The organism is Sphaerisporangium corydalis (assembly GCF_025506355.1).
GTDB lineage: Bacteria > Actinomycetota > Actinomycetes > Streptosporangiales > Streptosporangiaceae > Sphaerisporangium > Sphaerisporangium corydalis.
Window position 1 is genome coordinate 26,288 of the sequence record NZ_JANZYP010000077.1, and the last position, 18,463, is coordinate 44,750.

Annotated in this window: 18 protein-coding genes; 5 read left to right on the top strand and 13 right to left on the bottom strand. The window is 68.8% G+C overall.

Going from position 1 to position 18,463, the window contains the following annotated elements; all coding sequences use genetic code 11:
- Nucleotides 1–133: 133 nt before the first annotated feature.
- Together bioD and NYZ98_RS35920 are read right to left on the bottom strand one after the other, a co-directional pair.
- Nucleotides 134–850: a dethiobiotin synthase gene (gene bioD / locus NYZ98_RS35915; RefSeq protein WP_262848766.1), complete on the bottom strand. Its 717-nt coding sequence runs from the start codon at nt 848–850 to the stop codon at nt 134–136.
- A 10-nt stretch (nt 851–860) separates the two neighbouring features.
- Complete coding sequence (locus NYZ98_RS35920; RefSeq protein WP_262848768.1) at nt 861–1,613, bottom strand: GntR family transcriptional regulator; 753 nt, start codon at nt 1,611–1,613, stop codon at nt 861–863.
- 368 nt (nt 1,614–1,981) lie between these two features.
- Between NYZ98_RS35920 and NYZ98_RS35925 the strand changes: the two genes are divergently transcribed.
- Complete coding sequence (locus NYZ98_RS35925; RefSeq protein ID WP_262848770.1) at nt 1,982–3,439, top strand: PAS domain-containing sensor histidine kinase; 1,458 nt, start codon at nt 1,982–1,984, stop codon at nt 3,437–3,439.
- A gap of 184 nt (nt 3,440–3,623) precedes the next feature.
- Here the strand turns inward: NYZ98_RS35925 and NYZ98_RS35930 are convergent, their stop codons facing one another.
- Nucleotides 3,624–3,878 (bottom strand): WhiB family transcriptional regulator, encoded by a 255-nt coding sequence (locus NYZ98_RS35930; protein ID WP_262848772.1) that lies wholly within the window; start codon nt 3,876–3,878, stop codon nt 3,624–3,626.
- A 289-nt stretch (nt 3,879–4,167) separates the two neighbouring features.
- Nucleotides 4,168–5,151 (bottom strand): diacylglycerol/lipid kinase family protein, encoded by a 984-nt coding sequence (locus NYZ98_RS35935; protein ID WP_262848774.1) that lies wholly within the window; start codon nt 5,149–5,151, stop codon nt 4,168–4,170.
- A 60-nt stretch (nt 5,152–5,211) separates the two neighbouring features.
- On the opposite strand from NYZ98_RS35935, the gene NYZ98_RS35940 reads away from it, so the two are divergent.
- A complete protein-coding gene (locus NYZ98_RS35940; protein WP_262848776.1) occupies nt 5,212–5,589 on the top strand; it encodes a hypothetical protein in 378 nt (125 codons plus the stop codon).
- 32 nt (nt 5,590–5,621) lie between these two features.
- On the opposite strand, the gene NYZ98_RS35945 is transcribed toward NYZ98_RS35940, so the two are convergent.
- From NYZ98_RS35945 to sodN, 3 genes are all read right to left on the bottom strand, one after another.
- Complete coding sequence (locus tag NYZ98_RS35945; protein WP_262848778.1) at nt 5,622–6,422, bottom strand: RNA polymerase sigma factor SigF; 801 nt, start codon at nt 6,420–6,422, stop codon at nt 5,622–5,624.
- On the bottom strand, nt 6,419–6,856 hold the full coding sequence (locus NYZ98_RS35950) for an ATP-binding protein (protein WP_262848780.1): 438 nt from the start codon (nt 6,854–6,856) through the stop codon (nt 6,419–6,421). The genes NYZ98_RS35945 and NYZ98_RS35950 overlap by 4 nt, the downstream gene beginning before the upstream one ends.
- Nucleotides 6,857–7,084: 228 nt before the next feature.
- Nucleotides 7,085–7,486, bottom strand: a complete 402-nt coding sequence (gene sodN / locus NYZ98_RS35955) for a superoxide dismutase, Ni (protein WP_262848782.1) — start codon at nt 7,484–7,486, stop codon at nt 7,085–7,087.
- A 95-nt stretch (nt 7,487–7,581) separates the two neighbouring features.
- Here sodN and sodX point away from each other — a divergent pair, with 95 nt between their 5' ends.
- The gene (gene sodX / locus NYZ98_RS35960; protein ID WP_262848785.1) at nt 7,582–7,890 is read left to right on the top strand and encodes a nickel-type superoxide dismutase maturation protease; all 309 of its coding nucleotides are present in this window, start codon (nt 7,582–7,584) and stop codon (nt 7,888–7,890) included.
- On the opposite strand, the gene NYZ98_RS35965 is transcribed toward sodX, so the two are convergent.
- Nucleotides 7,865–8,413, bottom strand: coding sequence for a CGNR zinc finger domain-containing protein (locus NYZ98_RS35965; RefSeq protein WP_262848787.1), 549 nt, complete (start codon nt 8,411–8,413; stop codon nt 7,865–7,867). The genes sodX and NYZ98_RS35965 overlap by 26 nt on opposite strands.
- 440 nt (nt 8,414–8,853) lie before the next feature.
- Here NYZ98_RS35965 and NYZ98_RS35970 point away from each other — a divergent pair, with 440 nt between their 5' ends.
- Nucleotides 8,854–9,984 carry an NAD(P)-dependent malic enzyme gene (locus tag NYZ98_RS35970; RefSeq protein ID WP_262848812.1) on the top strand — a complete coding sequence of 377 codons (1,131 nt, stop codon included), beginning with the start codon at nt 8,854–8,856 and terminating at the stop codon, nt 9,982–9,984.
- A 147-nt stretch (nt 9,985–10,131) separates the two neighbouring features.
- Here the strand turns inward: NYZ98_RS35970 and NYZ98_RS35975 are convergent, their stop codons facing one another.
- The gene (locus NYZ98_RS35975; RefSeq protein ID WP_262848790.1) at nt 10,132–10,539 is read right to left on the bottom strand and encodes a hypothetical protein; all 408 of its coding nucleotides are present in this window, start codon (nt 10,537–10,539) and stop codon (nt 10,132–10,134) included.
- 185 nt (nt 10,540–10,724) lie between these two features.
- On the opposite strand from NYZ98_RS35975, the gene NYZ98_RS35980 reads away from it, so the two are divergent.
- Nucleotides 10,725–12,086: a hypothetical protein gene (locus NYZ98_RS35980; protein ID WP_262848795.1), complete on the top strand. Its 1,362-nt coding sequence runs from the start codon at nt 10,725–10,727 to the stop codon at nt 12,084–12,086.
- A gap of 108 nt (nt 12,087–12,194) precedes the next feature.
- Here NYZ98_RS35980 and NYZ98_RS35985 read toward each other — a convergent pair whose 3' ends face one another.
- From NYZ98_RS35985 to NYZ98_RS36000, 4 genes are all read right to left on the bottom strand, one after another.
- A complete protein-coding gene (locus NYZ98_RS35985) occupies nt 12,195–13,271 on the bottom strand; it encodes a trypsin-like serine peptidase (RefSeq protein WP_262848800.1) in 1,077 nt (358 codons plus the stop codon).
- 247 nt (nt 13,272–13,518) lie between these two features.
- A complete protein-coding gene (locus NYZ98_RS35990) occupies nt 13,519–14,598 on the bottom strand; it encodes a trypsin-like serine peptidase (RefSeq protein ID WP_262848806.1) in 1,080 nt (359 codons plus the stop codon).
- A gap of 367 nt (nt 14,599–14,965) precedes the next feature.
- Nucleotides 14,966–16,501 carry a trypsin-like serine peptidase gene (locus NYZ98_RS35995; protein ID WP_262848808.1) on the bottom strand — a complete coding sequence of 512 codons (1,536 nt, stop codon included), beginning with the start codon at nt 16,499–16,501 and terminating at the stop codon, nt 14,966–14,968.
- A gap of 693 nt (nt 16,502–17,194) precedes the next feature.
- The coding region (locus NYZ98_RS36000; RefSeq protein ID WP_407696441.1) for a trypsin-like serine peptidase at nt 17,195–18,463 on the bottom strand (1,269 nt) is incomplete at its 5' end.

Genomic DNA, 18,463 nt, shown 5'->3' on the forward strand with positions numbered 1-18,463 from the left:
GTCCCCGGTCAATCCTTGAGCGGGCATATGCGCTGCTCAAAGGGCGACTCTAGGGTCACAGCACCGGCTGGAGAGCCTTGATGGCCATCTTCGGGCCGTCCGGGAGCTCCAATTCGGGCCCGGTCCGGTCGGTTCACAGGCTGAGGGTCGTCCGGAACCGGGCCGGGTCGAACTCGCCGCCGAGCAGGGGCCCCAGCCCGCACCGGGCCACCTCGGCGAAGGCGGTGCGGCCGAGCGCTCCGGCGCCCTCGGGGAGCGCTCCGGCCAGCGGCCGGGCGGCCAGCGTCTCCAGGCCGGTCACCTCGCTCCGCTCGGCGGGACCGGGCCGGGCCGGCCAGGAGCCGAGCACCACGCCCGCGAGCTCAAGGCCCCGCCCGGCGAGCGCCTCCAGCGTGAGCGCGGCGTGGTTCAGCGTGCCGGGCCCGGACCCGGCCACGACCAGGACGGGGGCGCCGAGCGCGCGGGCCAGGCCGGCGATGGTGGCCCCGTCCTCGTCGTAGCGGACCAGCAGCCCTCCTGCGCCCTCGACGAGCACCAGGCGGTGGGTCTCGGCGAGCGCGCCCACGCGCTCGGCCACGGCGGTCATGGACACGGGAGGCAGGCCGCAGGCGCGGGCCGCGGCGGCCGGGGAGAGCGGGCCGGGGAAGCGCGCGCACTCGAAGGTGGTGGTCACCCCCGACAGCCGGATGATCTCGTCGAGGTCGCCGGGATCGGTCGCCGTCACGCCGGTCTGCGCGGGTTTCACCACCGCGACGGGCGCCTCGCGCCCGCGTGCCAGAGCGGCCACGGCGGCCGTGACCACGGTCGTGCCCACACCGGTGTCGGTGCCGGTGACCACCAGGATGCTCACCGGCACCACCCTAGAGGCGGGGATGCCCCTGGTCGCCGGTCTCCGGCGGTCTGCGCAGGCGCGTGACGAACTTGTACCGGTCGCCCCGGTAGAGGGACTGGGCCCACTCCACCGGGTTGCCCTCGGCGTCGAAGGCGTGCCGGGTGAGCAGCAGCATCGGCAGGCCGACGTCCACGCCGAGCACCTGGGCGTCGTACGGCGTGGCCAGCACGGTCTCGATGATCTCTTCGGCGTCGGTGAGCTGGACGTTGTAGGCGTTGTGCAGGGTCTCGTACAGCGAGGAGTGCACCTCCAGCTCCCGCCGCAGCCGTGAGAAGCGGCGGGCGGACAGGTGGGTGGTGTCGATCGACATCGGTTCGCCGTTGGCCAGGCGCAGCCGGTGGATGCGCAGCACGCGCCCGCCCGGGTTGATGCACAGGCGGCGGGCCAGGGTCTCGTCGGCGGTGATGTAGTTGATGTCGAGGATCTTGGTGTCGGGCTCCAGCCCGACGGTGCGCAGATCCCCGGTGTAGGACGTGAGCTGCAGCACCTGGGCGACCTTGGGCTGGGCGACGAACGTGCCCTTGCCCTGGATGCGCAGCAGGCGTCCCTCGACGACCAGCTCGGTGAGCGCCTGCCGCACCGTCGTGCGTGAGGTCTCGAAGCGCACGGCGAGGGCACGCTCGGGCGGCAGGGCCGCTCCGGCGGGCAGAGACTTGGTGAGTTCCAGCAGGTTCCGTTTGACGTCGTAGTACTTGGGAATGCGGGGAGAGTCTTCTGTCACACGTTCACCTTCATCTCGGCCACGGCGGTGAGCGCGCGTCCGATCACCGCGAGATCATCCGAACTCAGATTGACCTGTGCGGTCAATCTCCGACAAGACCGGCCAGATAGTGCGTACGGCGGGCGAAAGTACCCGCAGGCAGGGTTCCGGGCCTGTCCTGGCAGGTCAGGATGGTCGCTCACGATATCAAGAGCGGAAGGCGCCGCCACCCCGGCCGGCGAGGCGCCGACGATCAGGGGGTCCGCCACTTCGGACGCGCCCGGATCGGCCCCGCCTCGCGATCCGCCCTTATGCTCCATTTCAGGAATCTTCCCAGGCCGGGTGCCGTCGATTCGCCTTCGGCGGGGGTTAGCACGCATGATGCACTGGTGCCGACTCTCAGCGACCTGGTAGCCCGTCACACCACGCTCGATCCCGCCGACCTGGAGTGGATGCATTCCCTGGTCACCGACTGGCAGTTGCTCGCCGACCTGTCCTTCGCCGACCTGATCCTGTGGATCCCCCTGCGCGACGAGTCCGGCTGGGTCGCCGTGGCGCAGATGCGCCCGACGACCGGCCCCACGGTCTACCACGACGACGTCGTCGGCTCGATCGTCGCGGCCGGGGAGCGCCCGCTGATCGACACGGCCTGGAACGAGCACCGCATCTGCCGGGAGGGCGACCCCGACTGGTCCAGCGGTGTCCCGGTACGCGAGGAGACCATCCCGGTCAGGCGCGACGACCACTTCGTGGCGGTCATCCAGCGGTCGACGAACCTGTCGTCGGCGCGCACGCCGTCCCGGCTGGAGCTCACCTACCTCCAGAGCGCGTCCGACCTGGCGCAGATGGTCGCCGAGGGCCGCTTCCCCTTCCCGGAGGAGGCGCCGATCCTGGTCCGCTCGCCGAGGGTCGGCGACGGCCTGCTGCGGCTCGACCGCGCGGGACGGGTGACCTACGCCTCGCCCAACGCGCTGTCGGCCTACCGCAGGCTCGGGCTCAACGCCGACCTGGTGGGCTCGGAGCTGGGCAAGACCACCGCCGCGCTCTGCTACTCCGACGAGCCCATCAACGAGGACCTCATGCTGGTGGCGAGCGGGCGCGCGCCGAGGGAGACCGAGGTGGAGGCGGGCGCCAACGTGGTGCAGCTCCGGGCGATCCCCCTGATCGTGGGCGGCGGCCGCATCGGCGCGCTCGTCCTCATCAGGGACGTCACCGAGCTGCGTCGCCGCGAACGCGAGCTGCTGACCAAGGACGCGACCATCCGCGAGATCCACCACCGGGTGAAGAACAACCTGCAGACGGTCGCCGCGCTGCTGCGGCTCCAGGCGCGGCGGCTGCAGGTGCCCGAGGGCCGCGAGGCGCTGGAGGAGGCCGTACGCCGGGTGGGGTCGATAGCGATCGTGCACGAGACGCTGTCCCACACGCCCGAGGAGATCGTCGACTTCGACGACATCGCCGACCGCGTCATCCTGATGACGGGGGAGGTGTCGGCGGCGATGGTGATGCCGCGCCGGGTGGGGAGCTTCGGCATGCTCCCGGCGATGATCGCCACTCCGGTGGCCATGGTGCTGACCGAGCTGCTGCAGAACGCCGTCCAGCACGGGTTCGCGTACGGCAACGGGACGATACTGGTGAACGTGGCGCGCACCGAGGAGCGGCTCGACCTCATCGTGGCCGACGACGGCGGGGGGTTGCCCGAGGGGTTCGACCTGGAGGCGTCGACCAGCCTGGGCCTGCAGATCGTCCGCACGCTCGTCGTGGGGGAGCTGTCCGGCAGGCTGGCCGTCCGGCCACGTCAGGGCGGGGGGACGGAGGTCTCCATCACCATCCCGGTGCAGCCCGCCTAGCGGGCCGGACTAAGGTCGGCGGGCCTGGGAACTGCGACGCCCGGCCATCGCGCGGGGCGATGCCGGGCGTGTTCCGTACGCCGCGACGCTGGGGCGGTGCGGAAAGTGGTGGGGTTTCGGGGCTGCCGCTCGGAAACGTGTTTCCGCGCGGAGACGGGAGGCGGATCGGGGGACGCGTGCGGGGTCAGACACTCGCGCGGGCTCGGGCGCGGGCCGTGCGGCGCTTGAGTGCGCGGCGCTCGTCCTCGCTCAGACCGCCCCACACACCGGCGTCCTGACCGGACTCGATCGCCCATTTCAGGCACGGCTCACTCACGGGGCAGGCGCGGCAGACCTGCCTGGCCTCCTCGATCTGCATGAGTGCCGGTCCGGTGTTGCCGATCGGGAAGAACAGCTCGGGGTCCACGTCACGGCAGGCAGCGCGGTGGCGCCAGTCCATGCGTTCCACTCCTTCGTAGGTGGAGCCTGCGGCTCCGTCCGGTGACGGATGTTTGTGAACACTTTCACTAACCAGGGCGAACTTTTGCCCGGGGCCATTGGTTCGGGGGGCAGGAAAGCTCGCGTGATCGCCGCCGACCTTCGAGGAATCAGGGTGGGATCCTCAAACGTCCTACGTTCCGACGTCGTGTCGAGCTTTTCAGGCATGCCCAGGTCACGCAAGAGGTTTGGGAGAACGTTTTGCCGGATATGGCTGTCGGATGCATCACACTATGACGGGATGTGATGGATTAGACCAGAACTTGTAACGCGGCGGAGACCGACCGGAAAGTCACCCGCTCACGCTCACCAAGATAGTCGCCGTCGAGCTGGAAGGCCGTGGGCCGGCGGGCCCTGAGGGTGAACTCCTCCTCGTCGTGCGCATGGACGAGATGGCCCCCGCGCGGCAGGCCGACGCGCTCTCCCACGATCTGCTTGATCAGCCCGAGCATCGCGGGCAGTCCCATGCGCCGCAGGCCGAGCAGATCGAGACCGGTGTCGAACCCCGCCCACGGCGTGGGGTTGAGCGGCCGGTCGCCCGCGTAGGTCCACGGCGCGGTGTTGGAGATGATCGTCATGAAGATGCCGTCCACGGGCGGGCTGTGCGGCCGTTCGAGGCGCAGCGCCGGGCGGCGGCGGTCGGTCATGAAGTAGTGCCGCACCGCGGTGTGGATGTAGCGGCCCGGCGAGGCCTTGTATCCGGCGCCCCGCAGGCCCTCCACGGCCCGGACCACCTCGGCGTCGTACCCCAGACCCGCGCAGAAGGTGAAATATCTGCTGTTGGAGGGCCCCGACGCGCCGGGCACCCGCTCGGGCCCCTCGCCGCCGGCCATCGGATCGTCCCAGATGGCCTGCCCCAGGTTGACCGGGCGGCTCCGGCCCTCCCGGAGCGCCTCCAGCACCGCGCCGGTCGCCTCCACCGGATCGTTCGGCAGCCCGAGCGACCGGGCGAAGACGTTGGCGCTCCCACCGGGGATCACGATCAGCGCGGGCCTCGGGCCCTCGCCGCCGATCATGCCGTTGACGGCCTCGTTGATGGTGCCGTCACCGCCGAGGACGGCGATGATGTCGAAGCCCGCGTCCCGCGCGGCCCCCGCGAGCACCGTGGCGTGCCCTCGGTACCCGGTCTCCTCCACCGTCAGGTCGACGGCCGCGCCGAGAGCGCGGATCAGGACGTTCCTCGTACGGCGGTTGGTCGACGTCGCCGTGGGATTGATCAGGAGGAGTGCGCGCATGCCGCCCAGCGTATCCACCGGTCAAGCACCCGCGACGGGGGTCAAGTAGGGTGACCCGGTATGTCGAACCGTCCGGCGACCCTGACCGCCGGCGCCGCCGTTCTCACGCTCGAGGGCCTCGTCGCCGTCGTGCTCGGCGGCTACGCAGGGGTGCAGACCGTGGTCGGCTCGCCGGCCGACCTCAGCAGTTCCATCGCCGTCTCGGCGTTCGGCGTCCTGATGGGCGCCGCCCTGGTCGGGGTGGCCTGGGGAGTGCTGCGGGCGGCCCGGTGGAGCCGGGCCCCCGGCGTGGTCACGCAGATCTTCGCGCTGCCGGTCGCCGTCTCGCTGGTCCAGTCGGGCCAGACGGTGCCGGGTGTCCTGCTGGTCGCCGCCGCGCTCGCCGGTCTGGCCGCGCTGCTGGCGCCGCCGACGACGCGCGCCATGATCGAGAAGTAGCCCGGCGAGCCGGGCCCTCCCGTGAGACGTGGTCAGTCCTCCGCGGTGAGGCCCTCGCGGAGCTGGGCCAGGGTGCGGGCGAGCAGGCGCGAGACGTGCATCTGGGAGATGCCCAGCTCGGTGGCGATCTGCGACTGCGTCATGTTGCCGAAGAACCGCAGCAGCAGGATGCGCTTCTCGCGCGGCGGCAGCCGTTCGAGCAGCGGCTTCAGCGACTCGCGGTACTCGACGCCCTCCAGGGACTCGTCCACGATGCCGAGCGAGTCCGACACGGCCGGCGCGTCGTCGTCACCGGAGTCCGGGGCGTCCAGGGAGACCGTGGAATAGGCGTTGGCGGACTCCAGGCCCTCCAGCACCTCCTCCTCGGTCATCTGCAGGTGGGTCGCCAGCTCCGCGACGGTGGGGGCACGGCCCTGCCGCTGCGACAACTCGCTGATCGCCTTGGTCAGCGAGAGCTTGAGCTCCTGCAGGCGGCGCGGCACCCTGACCGCCCAGCCCTTGTCGCGGAAGTGCCGCTTGATCTCGCCCACGATGGTCGGGGTGGCGTACGTGGAGAACTCCACGCCACGCGCCAGGTCGAACCGGTCGATCGACTTGATCAGCCCGATGGTGGCGACCTGGGTGAGGTCGTCGAGCCACTCGCCTCGGTTGCGGAAGCGCCGCGCCAGGTATTCGACCAGGGGCAGGTGGAGCTCGACCAGTTCGTCGCGGATGCGCTGGCGGCGCGGGTCGTCGGCAGGAAGATCGGCCAGTTCACCGAAAAGCCCGCGGGCCCGTACCCTGTCGGGGACGGTGCTGTCACTGCCGGCCACGGCCCGGGTCCTCTCCGTCACGACAGCCTCGCAGCGCCTCGGCGCTTGTGCAGCACGATTGCCATGCGGTCGGGTGTGTCGGTCTCGGCGTCAACCTCGTCGGCCAGCGCGGTGAGCACCATCCAGGCGAAGTCGTCGCGCTTGGGCTCGGCCTGGCCGACCGTGCTGACCTCGACCCGGACGATCATCTCCTGGCCGGTCAGCTCGAACTCGGCGAGCAGGTCGGTGCCCGGCACGGCGTGGCCCAGCAGCATGGCGCACGCCTCGTCGACCGCGATGCGCAGGTCCTCGATCTCGTCCAGCGTGAAGTCCAGGCGGGCGGCCAGCCCGGCGGTGGCGGTACGGAGCACGGACAGGTAGGCACTCGCGGCGGGCAGGCGCACGCTCACCGCGTCACGAATGGCCGCGAGGCCTCCAGGAATGCCCTCAGCACGCGTCGCTGTCTCGTCGGTCACGTTCCTCCTCGCACAGAGCTGCTGATTAGCAACTTACCGCCCCGTGCCCCTTGTTGCAGGACTGGGACGCGCCGATAGTCGTGATCTTGTTGAATTGCGGCTGGTTTCCCTGACGTCCGGCGGGCCCTCCGCCGGGCGCCCCGGCCGCCATGTCACCTCCGTGGCCTGGGACAAGCCTCTGGCCTCGCGCGAGGTGCACCGCACGAGGCCAGAAAGGGGCGTCAAGGCTCAGGCGGCCTTGGTCTCCCAGAAGATCTTCGAGATCTCGTCGATCTTCCCGAGGAGGTCGTCGGCCTTCGCGACATCGACGGTGCCCTTGCCGCCGGCGGCGCCGGCGAGCTTGGTGGCGTCCCAGAAGAGCTGGTGGAGCTGGGGGTACGTCTCAAGGTGCGGGGGCTTGAAGTAGTCGGTCCACAGCACCCAGAGGTGGTGCTTGACCAGCTCGGACCGCTCCTCCTTGATGGAAAGGGCGCGTGCGCGGAACACGGGGTCGTCGTTGTCCGCGTACTTCTGCATGATCGCCTTCACGGACTCGGCCTCGATGCGAGCCTGCGCGGGGTCGTACACCCCGCAAGGGAGGTCACAGTGCGCGGAGGCGACAAGAGCCGGCCGCAACAGTCGTGCGAGCATCGGTTTCCTTCCTTGATGCTGATGACAGACAGACAGCAGTGTCCAGTGCCCAACTTACTCGCCTTGATTCGCGGAAGAGGAAGGGGATGTGGTTCATGAGGGTCCGCGTCGAGGGGGAGTCGATGCTGCCCGTCCTGCGCCCAGGGGACCGGCTCGTCGTACGCCGTGGCGCGGCGGTCCGGCCCGGTCATCTGGTGGTCGCGCGGCTGCCCGGCGAACCGGACCGGATGATCGTCAAGCGGGTGGCGTGGCGGGACGGGGACGGCTGGTGGCTGGAGAGCGAGAACCAGCGGGCGTCCGGGCGCAAGGACAGCTGGGACTTCGGCGCGCTGCCGCCCTCGCTCCTGGTGGGCCGTGTCGTCCTGCGTTACTGGCCGCTCAGGCGCGGCGTGCTGCCCCGCTGAGATCGCGGCGGCGGGCGCGGTAGGCCGCCACGTTGGCCCGGCTGGCGCACCGCTCCGAGCAGTAGCGGCGCGACCGGTTGGAGGAGGTGTCGAGGTAGCCCCGCTCGCACCGGTCCGCCTGGCAGAGCCCGAGGCGGTCGACGCCCAGCTCGGTGACCAGGGCGGTCAGCCCCATGATCGCGCCCGCGGCGTACTCGTCCGAGAGCCGGCCGCCCTCGGTGAGGTGGAGGTGCCAGCGCTGCCCGTCGTGCCGGGAGATCTGCGGGTGGACCGGGTGCCGGATCAGCAGGGCGTTGAGCCGGTCGACGGCGGACTGCTCGTCGTGGCGCGCCGCCGCCGCGAAGACGGCGATCAGCTCGTGGCGCAGGTCGCGCAGCGTCTGGAGGTCGGCGCGGGTGAGGCGCTCCGCCTGGTCCGCGCGCCCCGCCTCGACGAGGAGCCGCCGGGCGCCGTCGGGGGAGTCGAGCGCGTCGCCGCTGTTGACCAGCAGGACCGCTAGCTCGGCGTATGAGGTCAGGTCCACGTTGGGTTCCATCGCTGTAAGAGACGGATCGGGATATCGAGTATTACACGAACGGCCGGTACGGGTCGGGTGTGCACCGTCTCGGGTGGAAGTGGGGGTATCAGGGTCAGACACTTCGGGTAAGAGGTATTAAGGGGGGAGAAGTGCAGATATGTCCGGTTGAACCCTTCTGATACCCGGCCCTGGCCCACGAATCCGTGGCACCGGCGGCATCGGCAGGCGTCTCGACATGTGGCACAATCAAGCAACGGGTGACCCCCGTACCCCCCTCAAGAGACGACCGTCAACGACGACGGCCGCCGGGCGGCTACCGAAGCCTTCGGCCCTCGTTCGGCTGCGGCGTCTACCGAAGGAAGCCGTCCTTAGACACAGGGGTCGCTGTGGCAGTCACGCCGTTCACCACTTCTCTGGAAACCCTCGATCTCGATCCCGTCTTCGCGATGCACCGCGGCGGCAAACTCGAGGTCCGATCCACCGTCCCGGTCCGCGACGCCGATGACCTGTCCCTCGCCTACACGCCGGGCGTCGCCAGGGTCTGCACCGCCATCGCCGACCAGCCCGACCTCGTCAACGAGTACACCTGGGTCGCCAACCTCGTCGCGGTCGTGTCCGACGGCACCGCCGTCCTCGGCCTCGGCGACATCGGCCCGGCCGCCGCGATGCCGGTCATGGAGGGCAAGGCGCTGCTGTTCAAGCAGTTCGCCAACGTCGACGCCGTGCCCGTGTGCCTCGACTGCACCGACGTGGACGCCCTGGTCGAGACCGTCGTGCGGCTCGCGCCGTCCTTCGGCGGCATCAACCTGGAGGACATCAGCGCCCCCCGCTGCTTCGAGGTCGAGGACCGGCTGCGCGGCCTGCTCAGCATCCCGGTCTTCCACGACGACCAGCACGGCACCGCCATCGTCGTCCTCGCCGCCCTGCGGAACGCCGCGCGCCTCACCGGGCGCACCCTCGGCGACCTGCGCGCCGTGGTCGCCGGCGCGGGCGCCTCGGGCGTGGCCGTGACCAGGATCCTGGTCAACGCCGGTATCGGCGACATCGCGGTCTCCGACTCCAAGGGCATGATCTACGAGGGCCGCGAAGGGCTCAACCCCTACAAGGAGGCGCTGGCCAGGGACACCAACCGCGGCGGCTTCACCGGGTCGACCGAGGAGGCGCTGGCCGGGGCCGACGTGTTCATCGGGCTGTCCGGCTCGACCCTGTCGGAGGCGGCGGTCGCCTCCATGGCGCGCGACTCGATCGTGTTCGCCCTGTCCAACCCGACGCCCGAGATCCACCCCGAGATCGCCCGCCGGCACGCCAGGGTCGTGGCCACCGGCCGGTCCGACTTCCCGAACCAGATCAACAACGTGCTGGCCTTCCCCGGGGTGTTCCGGGGCGCCCTGGACGTCCGGGCCTCGACGATCACCGAGAACATGAAGGTCGCCGCCGCCGAGGCGCTCGCCGCCGTCGTGGGCGACGAGATCTCCGAGGACTACGTGATCCCGAGCCCGTTCAACGAGCGGGTCGCCCCCGCCGTGGTGGCCGCCGTGTCCGCCCAGGCCCGCCTGGACGGAGTGGCCCGCAGGTAGCCGGCCGCGAGTCGTGCCCGCGGGCGGGATCCGTCCGGCCCGCGGTTCCTCCCGCCGGTGGGCGCCTTCGCGCCCCGGCGGATCTCGGTGCGCGCCGATCCGCCTGAGGCTTCGGCGCGGGTCGATCCACCGGCCTCCGGCGCGCGTTCAACTGTCGTCAGGGACCGGACCGCCGAAGGGGTACGGCGCGCCCGCGGGGTCGGCCGCGGCCCGGTAACCGTCCAGAAGCTCCGGTGTGACCGGGCGCCTGCGCGGGGCCGGGCGCCGCAGAGCGGTCAGGCACCATCGGGGGAGCGACCAGACGACGCCGCCGTCCCACAGCCGCACCGCCACCCGCCGCCCCTCCGGTAGTCGCTCGCGAGGCGACAGGTGAGCCGGATCGAGGCGCACCCGCGTGATCTCCGCCCACGCGCACGTCCCGTGCGGAATGGCCGCGAACGTCGTCCGCACCCGCTCGACGGCCGACTTCTCCGAGGCCGTCACCCCGCAGGCCGTCCAGCCCGCCGGCTCGTGCCCGGTGTACACATCCCAGTCGAAAAGGCTTGCCTTTGTCATGAGGTACCGCTCCTGGGGTCAAGTCTGGAGGAATTCCCGTCCACAGTTAACTCATCGTGCTATAACAAAAACCCTCCGTTACGTGTCGGGGCAAGGGTGTGCACGAAGGGCGTATGTGTGCACAGGGGGCTTGCGGCGTGCGGACCGCCGATGACCGTCCGCGTAGTCCTCCTGAGGATAGAGCGATGCAACGCGAGCCCAACCTTCTTCTGCGGCACCTCATCGCCGAGGCCGCCTTCTCCCACAAGGGGCTGGCCCGCAGGCTCAACGAGCTCGGCGCCACGCGCGGCCTCACCGCTCTGCGGTACGACCACAGCTCGGTGCTTCGGTGGACGGCCGGGCAGCGCCCGCGCGACCCGGTGCCGGTGCTGCTGGCCGAGATCTTCGCGCTGCGGCTCGGCCGGCCGGTCACCACCGAGGACCTCGGGATGGCGGGGGGAACCACGCCGCTCGACCTCGGACAGGAGTTCACACATTCATGGCAGGAGGGTGTCGAGACCGTGACAGCACTATGGAGGGCGGACATGGAGAGACGCAGGTTCCTGCTCGACTCCGCCTTCGCCGTCGGGGCGGGCTCGGCCGGAGCCCTGCGCTGGCTGACCCTCCCCATGGAGGGCAGGCCCGAGACCAGTGGCCCGCACCGGGTCGGCGGCGCCGACATCGCCGCCATCCGCGAGGTCACCCGCTCATTCGGCGAGCTGGACAATCGATTCGGCGGGGGCCGGGTGCGGTCGGCCGTCGTGAAATATCTCGACTCGGCGGTCGCCCCGCTGCTGAAGGACGGCCTGTACGGCGAGGCCACCGGCCGCGCGCTGGCCTCGGCGGCGGCGGAGGCCACCCGCCTGGCCGGCTGGATGGCCTACGACCTGGAGCAGCACGGCCTGGCGCAACGCCACCTCATCCAGGCGCTCGGCCTGGCCCGGGAGGCGGGCGACCACGGCTTCGGCGGCGAGATCCTGGCCGGCATGGCCCACCAAGCCATATATATAGGACAACCACGGCATGCCCTTGACCTCGCCAGGGCCGCCCAGCTCTCCGCGCGTGGCGCGGAGGTCCCGTCCCTGCTGGCCGAGGCGTACGTGCTGGAGGCCCACGCGCACGCGGCGCTGTCCGACGGCGCGGCGTGCGCCCTCGCGCTCCACGAGGCCGACCTCGCCTTCGACCGCCGCCGCCCGCAGGAGGAGCCGGAGTGGATCCGCTACTTCGACGAGGCCTACCTGGCGGCCAAGTACGCGCAGTGCTTCCGCGACCTCGGCGACGGGGGGCAGGCCGTGCGGTACGCGCGCCGGTCACTCGACATGGACGGGCGCTTCGTGCGCGGCCGGATGTTCAACCTGTCCCTGCTGGCCTCGGCGCACGCGTTGTGCGGGGACGTGGAGGAGGCCTGCGAGGTGGGCACCTCGGCGCTGGACCTGGCGACGGGCCTGCAGTCGGTGCGGACCAGGTCGTACGTCGCCGACCTGCGTAAACGGCTGGAGCCGCTGAGCGGGGAACCGGCGGTGGCCGAGCTGGTGCGGCGCACCAGGGAGCTGGCCCCCGCGGCGTAGGCCTTCCAGGCGTCGGGGTAGAGGGCCGGACATGGCGCGGGGCCCGGCCGAAGCCGGGCCCCGCGATGGTGCTGGTGTGCCGGTCCTCGCGGAACGGCGTGCGATCGACTAGCGGATCGAGCCGGACCACAGGTTGGCGGCCGACTTGTAGACCGCGTAGGTCTCGCTGTCGAAGTACGCGGAGGTGCTGAAGTCGTAGCGGCCGTTGCCGTCGGAGTCGCCGATCAGGCTGGTGACACCGTTGACGTAGCCGAGACGCTTCGTGCTGCTGTACTTCGCGATCCAGGGGCCGCCGGCGGAGCCCGCGGTCATGGAGCACTTCAGGGCGATCTGCGCCTCGGCCTTGTAGGCGGCGGAGACGCCGGCGGGCTTGGTCTTGCCGTAGCACCACTTCGGCGTGACACCCGTGAACGGCTTGTCGCCGTCGGGGTGCGGGCCGGCCGGGTAGCCGAAGGCGTAGACCGGCTCGCCGATCTTCTGGTTCCACGCGAAGCCCTGGCCGCCGACGTTGTCACCGAGGCGACCGGCGTCCTTCCAGGTCCGCACGTTGATGCCGTTGTAGACCGTGACGAACGCGTAGTCGCTGTCGTAGTCCTCGTACACCGAGAAGTCGTAGTGCGTGTACGCCGACTTGCCGACGTAGATGCCCCACGGCGCCTTGCCCTGGTAGTAGCCGGGGACGAAGACCCAGTGGTCGAGGGTCTCGCGGTTGGCGTCGGTGTCGTAGACACAGTGCCCGGCGGTTGCCACCAGGTTGTGGTACTTCGACTGGACCGACGACGCCGAACACCAGTACGGCTTGCCGTGGACGCGGAAGAACACCTTGCCGATGGTCTTGGGCAGGTTGACGTTCTTCACCTTGGTGGGGGTGATCTTCTCCTGCCCGATGGGCGGGACGGTGCCGGTCTTGCCGGTGGGGGCGGCGTCGCTGCCACCGAACTTGACCTTGCCCTTCACCGAGGAGTCGTTGGTGTAGCGGGTGGCGGCCCTGAACTGCTTGCCGCCGCTCGCACTCCAGAACTTCGCGGTGTCGTTCGCCTTCGCCTTGCTGGAGGCGAGGGAGACGTTCGTCGGCTTCGGCTTGGCCGTGGCCGTGGCCGACGAGGTGAGGGCGGCGCCGATCATGCCGGTGGCGGTGATGGCGGCGCCCAGAGGGAGGATGATGCGCTTTGCTCGGGAACTCATATAACTCCTCTTGTTCTGACATGGAAACATCACTTATGTCCCATGCGTCCCAAAGGGGATGTCTTCGAGCCTATGCGATTTCTTTACTATCCCCATATGAACAGGTGGGCAAAACGGATATTTGGGCACTTGTAGGGATTTTTAGCAAGGGGAACCTCACTGTGAGGTGAGGTTGAAAAACGCGAAAAGGGCCCGGCCGAAGCCGGGCCCCTCGTCACAACGCGCTCAGACGGCGGTCATGAGGTGTTCACTTGCCGATCTTGCCGGACCACAGGTTCGAGGCCGACTTGTAGATCGCGTAGGTCTCGCCGTCGAAGTACGGCGAGGTGGCGAAGTCGAAGCGGCCGTTGGCGTCCGTGTCGCCCACCAGGCTGGTCACACCGTTGATGTAACCGAGGCGCTTGGTGCTGCTGTACTGCGCGATCCACGGTCCGCCCGAGGCGCCCGCGGTCATGGAGCACTTCAGCGCGATCTGGGCCTCGGCCTTGAACCCGGAGACCGGGCCGGCGGCCGAGGTCTTGCCGTAGCAGTACTTCGGCGTCTGGCCGGTGAAGGGGTGGTCGCCGTCGGGGTGCGGGCCGGCCGGGTAGCCGAACGCGTAGACCGTCTGGCCGATCTTCTGGTTCCAGGAGAAGCCCTGGCCGCCGACGTTGTCGCCCAGGCGGCCGACGTCCTTCCAGGTCCTGGCCTCGACACCGTTGTAGACGGTGACGAAGGCGTAGTCGCTGTCGAAGTCCTCGTAGTTGGCGAAGTCGAAGTGCGTGTACGCCGACTTGCCGACGTAGATGCCCCACGGAGCCTTGCCCTGGTAGTAGCCAGGGACGAAGACCCAGCGGTCGAGGGTGTCACGGTTGGCGTCGGTGTCGTAGACACAGTGCCCGGCCGTCGCCACCAGGTTGTGGTACTTGCCCTGGATCGAGGACCCGGAGCACCAGTAGGTCTTGCCGTCGAGACGGAAGAAGACCTTGCCGATGGTCCTGGGCAGGTTGACGTTCTTCACCTTGGTGGGGGTGATCTTCTCCTGCCCGATGGGCGGGACGGTGCCGGTCTTGCCGTCGGGGGCGGCGTCGCCGCCGCCGAGCCGGATCCTGCCCTTGACGGCGGCGTCCTCGGTGAACTTGGTGGCGGCCTTGAGGGCCTTGCCGTCACTGGCCGTCCAGAACTTCACGGTCTCCTGGGCGGCGGCCTTGGTCGTGGACAGGCCGTCCGCTGCCGGGGCAGCGGCGGCGGAAGCGGCCGCGGAGGCCGTGAGGGATGCCGCGATCATGCCGGTGGCGACGGCGACGCCACCGAGAGGGAGCATGAGGCGCTTGACTCGGGTGTTCAATGAGACTCCTTGTTCTGCCGCAGGAGGTGACTCCTGCCCCGCTCGTCCCAAAAGGGACGAGGGAAACCTATCGGGCTGATCATGAGAAATGGGCCGCAAAGCTCGACGGTGCGCCGGGCCTGTGGCCCATCTGGACGTCTCGGAGGGCGCCCAAGAAGGGGGCTGCCATCCGGCCAGGCACAGGTGGAATCGGTCCAACGGACCTCTGGCACACCAGGTGGGAGGCGTGCCGGACCTGTGCTGTGTGACGCATATCACTGTCAGCGCGAACGAGGCGGTCCTCAGCAAACAGGACCCGGCACGGATGCCGGGTCCTGCTGAGTGCTTGTGCGACTTCCTAGCGAGCTAGAACGTCAGACCGAGAACGTCAGGCCTTGGAGACCAGGTCGCCATCGGAGGTGACGATCTTGCCGGACCACAGGTTCGAGGCCGACTTGTAGATCGCGTAGGTCTCGCTGTCGAAGTACGGCGAGGTGCTGAAGTCGATACGGCCATTGGCGTCAGCGTCACCGATGAGGCTGGTCACACCGTTGATGTAGCCGAGACGCTTCGTGCTGCTGTACTTCAGGAGCCACGGGGCGCCAGAGGAGCCGGCGGTCATGGAGCACTTCAGGCCGATCTGGGCCTCCGCCTTGAACGCGGCGGCGGGCTTGGCGGCGAAGGTCTTGCCGTAGCACCACTTCGGCGTGACACCGGTGAACGGCTTGTCACCGTCGGGGTGCGGGGCCGCGGGGTAGCCGAAGATGTAGACCGGCTGGCCGACCTTCTGGTTCCAGGTGAAGCCCTGGCCGCCGACGTTGTCGCCCAGGCGACCCGCGTCCTTGTAGTACTCGATGTAGTACACGGTCTTGAAGTACTTGGTGGCCGAGGTCACTTCGACCTTGTAGGCCAGGAAGTACTTGGTGATCGTGAACGCGTGGTCCACGATCTTCTTGTAGCCAGGACCGGTGTACGCGTTGTACTCCTCCTCGCTGACGATGATGGTCTGCGTCAGCTCGGGGGCCTGCTGGAAGTTGACGCCCGAGTCGTTCTTCGGGGCCTTGTCGAACTCGTCCTTGGAGACTTCCTTGGTCGCGAGGGCCGCGTCCTTGGTGTTCCAGGGGACGATCTTCTGGGTGTCGGCCGGCTTGGTGAAGACGGGAGCCTTGGGGCCGAACTCGTCGAGGAGCTTGTTGTACTCCTCCTTGGAGATCTCGACGTCCTTGCCGTACTTGTAGCCCTGCCACTTGTCGAAGGTGTCCTTGGAGACAGCCTTCTCACCGGCGTACGAGATGCCGTTGTAGACCGTGACGAACGCGTAGTCGCTGTCGTAGTCCTCGTACACCGCGAAGTCGTAGTGGGTGTAGGCGGCCTTGCCGACGTAGATGCCCCAGGGAGCCTTGCCCTGGTAGTAGCCCGGGATGAACACCCAGTTGTCGAGCGCACCGTTCTGGATGCCCTCATCGAACACGCAGTGTCCGGCGGTGGCGACCAGGTTGTGGTACTTGCTCTGCACCGAGGACGCGGAGCACCAGTACTCCTTGTCGCCCACCGTGAAGAAGACCTTGCCGATGGTCTTCGGCAGGTTGACGTTCTTCACCTTGGTGGGGGTGATCTTCTCCTGGCCGATCGGCGGGACGGTGCCGGCCTTGCCCGACGGAGCGGCGTCGCCGCCACCGAGCTTGACCTTGCCCGAGACCGAGCTGTCGTCGGTGAGCTGCGCGGCGGCCTTCAGGTTGGCACCCGAGTTGGCCGTCCAATAGTCCGTGATCTTCTGCGCGCTGGTCGCGGAAGCCAGGGAGACGACCTTCTTGGTGGGGGCGGTCGCGGCGGAAGCCGACGAGACCAGAGTCGCACCGATCATGCTGGTGGCGGCGATTGCTCCGCCGAGGGGGAGAACGAGGCGCTTGGCACGGGTGTTCAAGGAAACTCCTTGGGCTGTCGTGGAACGCATCTTGCGGCCCATGCGTCAGTAAAGGGATAACCAGAAGATAGCGAGAAGATCTTGGTCTGTGGGGACGATTCCGGGGGAATTTTGACCTTCGCCCGGGCGTGACCCTTTCGTAACCCCCGCGCTAGGCGGACAGACCCTGTCAGATACGCGCAACCCATGGCCTTACTCGCAGATCAGGCCGGGTGCCAACCTTCTGGGTCCGATGTGGTCGAAGTGAACCGCCACGGTTCCACGAACGGCCCAGTGTGACGCAGATCACATGGAACCAATGGAGCCGATTCGGGGTGTGGCTACGTCTAAGCGCCCCGCATCGCCCGGAATCCGGGTGAACCGGTTGTCGCACCCTCTCCCTCATGATCCAGAGAGTCGCGGTGCCCTCACTCCCAGTGGACGAGCGGCGGCGAAATTTCCGCGCGATGCTCGAATTTTCTGTGCGGTCGGCACCCGAGGCGCGCGGAGAGCGGTGCCTCCTGGAGCCGCCGGCCCGGGTTCCCGTGTCCGCGCTCTCCACGGCCCGTCAGGGGCGGGCGCCTCCCGTACGCCGGGACGGCGGGAGCGTGTCGTCCGGGAGCGTGTCAGTACCCGGGAACGCGAGCAGGGCCCGGCACGAATGCCGGGCCCTGCCTTGATGCTGGGACTGCTGTGCTCTAGCTGGCTAGAACGTCAGGCCTTGGAGACGAGGTCGCCGTCCTTGGTGACGATCGAGCCGGACCAGAGGTTGGCGGCCGACTTGTAGATCGCGTAGGTCTCGGCGTCGAAGTACGGCGAGGTGCTGAAGTCGATACGGCCATTGGCGTCAGCGTCACCGATGAGGCTGGTGACACCGTTGATGTAGCCGAGACGCTTCGTGCTGCTGTACTTGAGGATCCAGGGGCCACCGGAAGAACCGGCGGTCATGGAGCACTTGAGGCCGATCTGGGCCTCCGCCTTGAACTTCGCGGCCGCGGCGGCGGCGAAGGTCTTGCCGTAGCACCACTTCGGCGTGACACCGGTGAACGGCTTGTCACCGTCGGGGTGCGGGGCCGCGGGGTAGCCGAACGCGTAGACCGGCTGGCCGACCTTCTGGTTCCAGGTGAAGCCCTGGCCACCGACGTTGTCGCCCAGGCGACCCGCGTCCTTGTAGTACTCGATGACGTAGACGAGCTTGAAGTACTTGGTCGTCGAGGACTTCTTCACCCAGTACGAAAGGTAGTAGTGGGTGATGGTGTACGCGTGGTCTTCGATCTTCTTGTAGCCGGGGCCGGTGTACGCGTTGTAGTCGGCCTCGCTGACGACGACCTTCTCGACGCGACGCGACTGGTGGAAGTTCGCGTTCCGCGGGACCGAGGCGGCCTTGTCGTACTCGTCCTTGGTGACTTCCTTGCGGGCGCGCTCGCCGTCCTTGGCACCCCAGGGCAGGATGACCTCGGTGCCGGTGGTCTCCGTGGTGACCGGGGCGTTCTCGATGCCGAACTCGTCAACCAGCTTGTCGTAAGCGGGCTTGTCGATTTCCTGCTTGTCGATGAACTTGTAGCCCTGCCACCCGTCGTAGGTCGCCTTGGAGACGGCCTTCTCGCCGGCGAAGGCGATGCCGTTGTAGACGGTGACGAACGCGTAGTCGCTGTCGTAGTCCTCGTACACCGCGAAGTCGTAGTGGGTGTAAGCGGCCTTGCCGACGTAGATGCCCCAGGGAGCCTTGCCCTGGTAGTAGCCCGGGATGAACACCCAGTTGTCGAGCGCACCGTTCTGGACACCCTCATCGAACACGCAGTGTCCGGCGGTGGCGACCAGGTTGTGGTACTTGCTCTGCACCGAGGACGCGGAGCACCAGTACTCCTTGTCGCCCACCGTGAAGAAGACCTTGCCGATGGTCTTCGGCAGGTTGACGTTCTTCACCTTGGTGGGGGTGATCTTCTCCTGGCCGATCGGCGGGACGGTGCCGGCCTTGCCCGA

Excerpts from the sequence above, each read along its gene's own strand:
- NYZ98_RS35930 (WP_262848772.1), bottom strand. The coding sequence starts at position 3,878 with ATGGACTGGCGCCACCGCGCTGCCTGCCGTGACGTGGACCCCGAGCTG.
- NYZ98_RS35935 (WP_262848774.1), bottom strand. The coding sequence starts at position 5,151 with ATGCGCGCACTCCTCCTGATCAATCCCACGGCGACGTCGACCAACCGC.
- NYZ98_RS35940 (WP_262848776.1), top strand. The coding sequence starts at position 5,212 with ATGTCGAACCGTCCGGCGACCCTGACCGCCGGCGCCGCCGTTCTCACG.
- sodN (WP_262848782.1), bottom strand. The coding sequence starts at position 7,486 with ATGCTCGCACGACTGTTGCGGCCGGCTCTTGTCGCCTCCGCGCACTGT.
- sodX (WP_262848785.1), top strand. The coding sequence starts at position 7,582 with ATGAGGGTCCGCGTCGAGGGGGAGTCGATGCTGCCCGTCCTGCGCCCA.
- NYZ98_RS35970 (WP_262848812.1), top strand. The coding sequence starts at position 8,854 with ATGCACCGCGGCGGCAAACTCGAGGTCCGATCCACCGTCCCGGTCCGC.
- NYZ98_RS35975 (WP_262848790.1), bottom strand. The coding sequence starts at position 10,539 with ATGACAAAGGCAAGCCTTTTCGACTGGGATGTGTACACCGGGCACGAG.
- NYZ98_RS35980 (WP_262848795.1), top strand. The coding sequence starts at position 10,725 with ATGCAACGCGAGCCCAACCTTCTTCTGCGGCACCTCATCGCCGAGGCC.
- NYZ98_RS35985 (WP_262848800.1), bottom strand. The coding sequence starts at position 13,271 with ATGAGTTCCCGAGCAAAGCGCATCATCCTCCCTCTGGGCGCCGCCATC.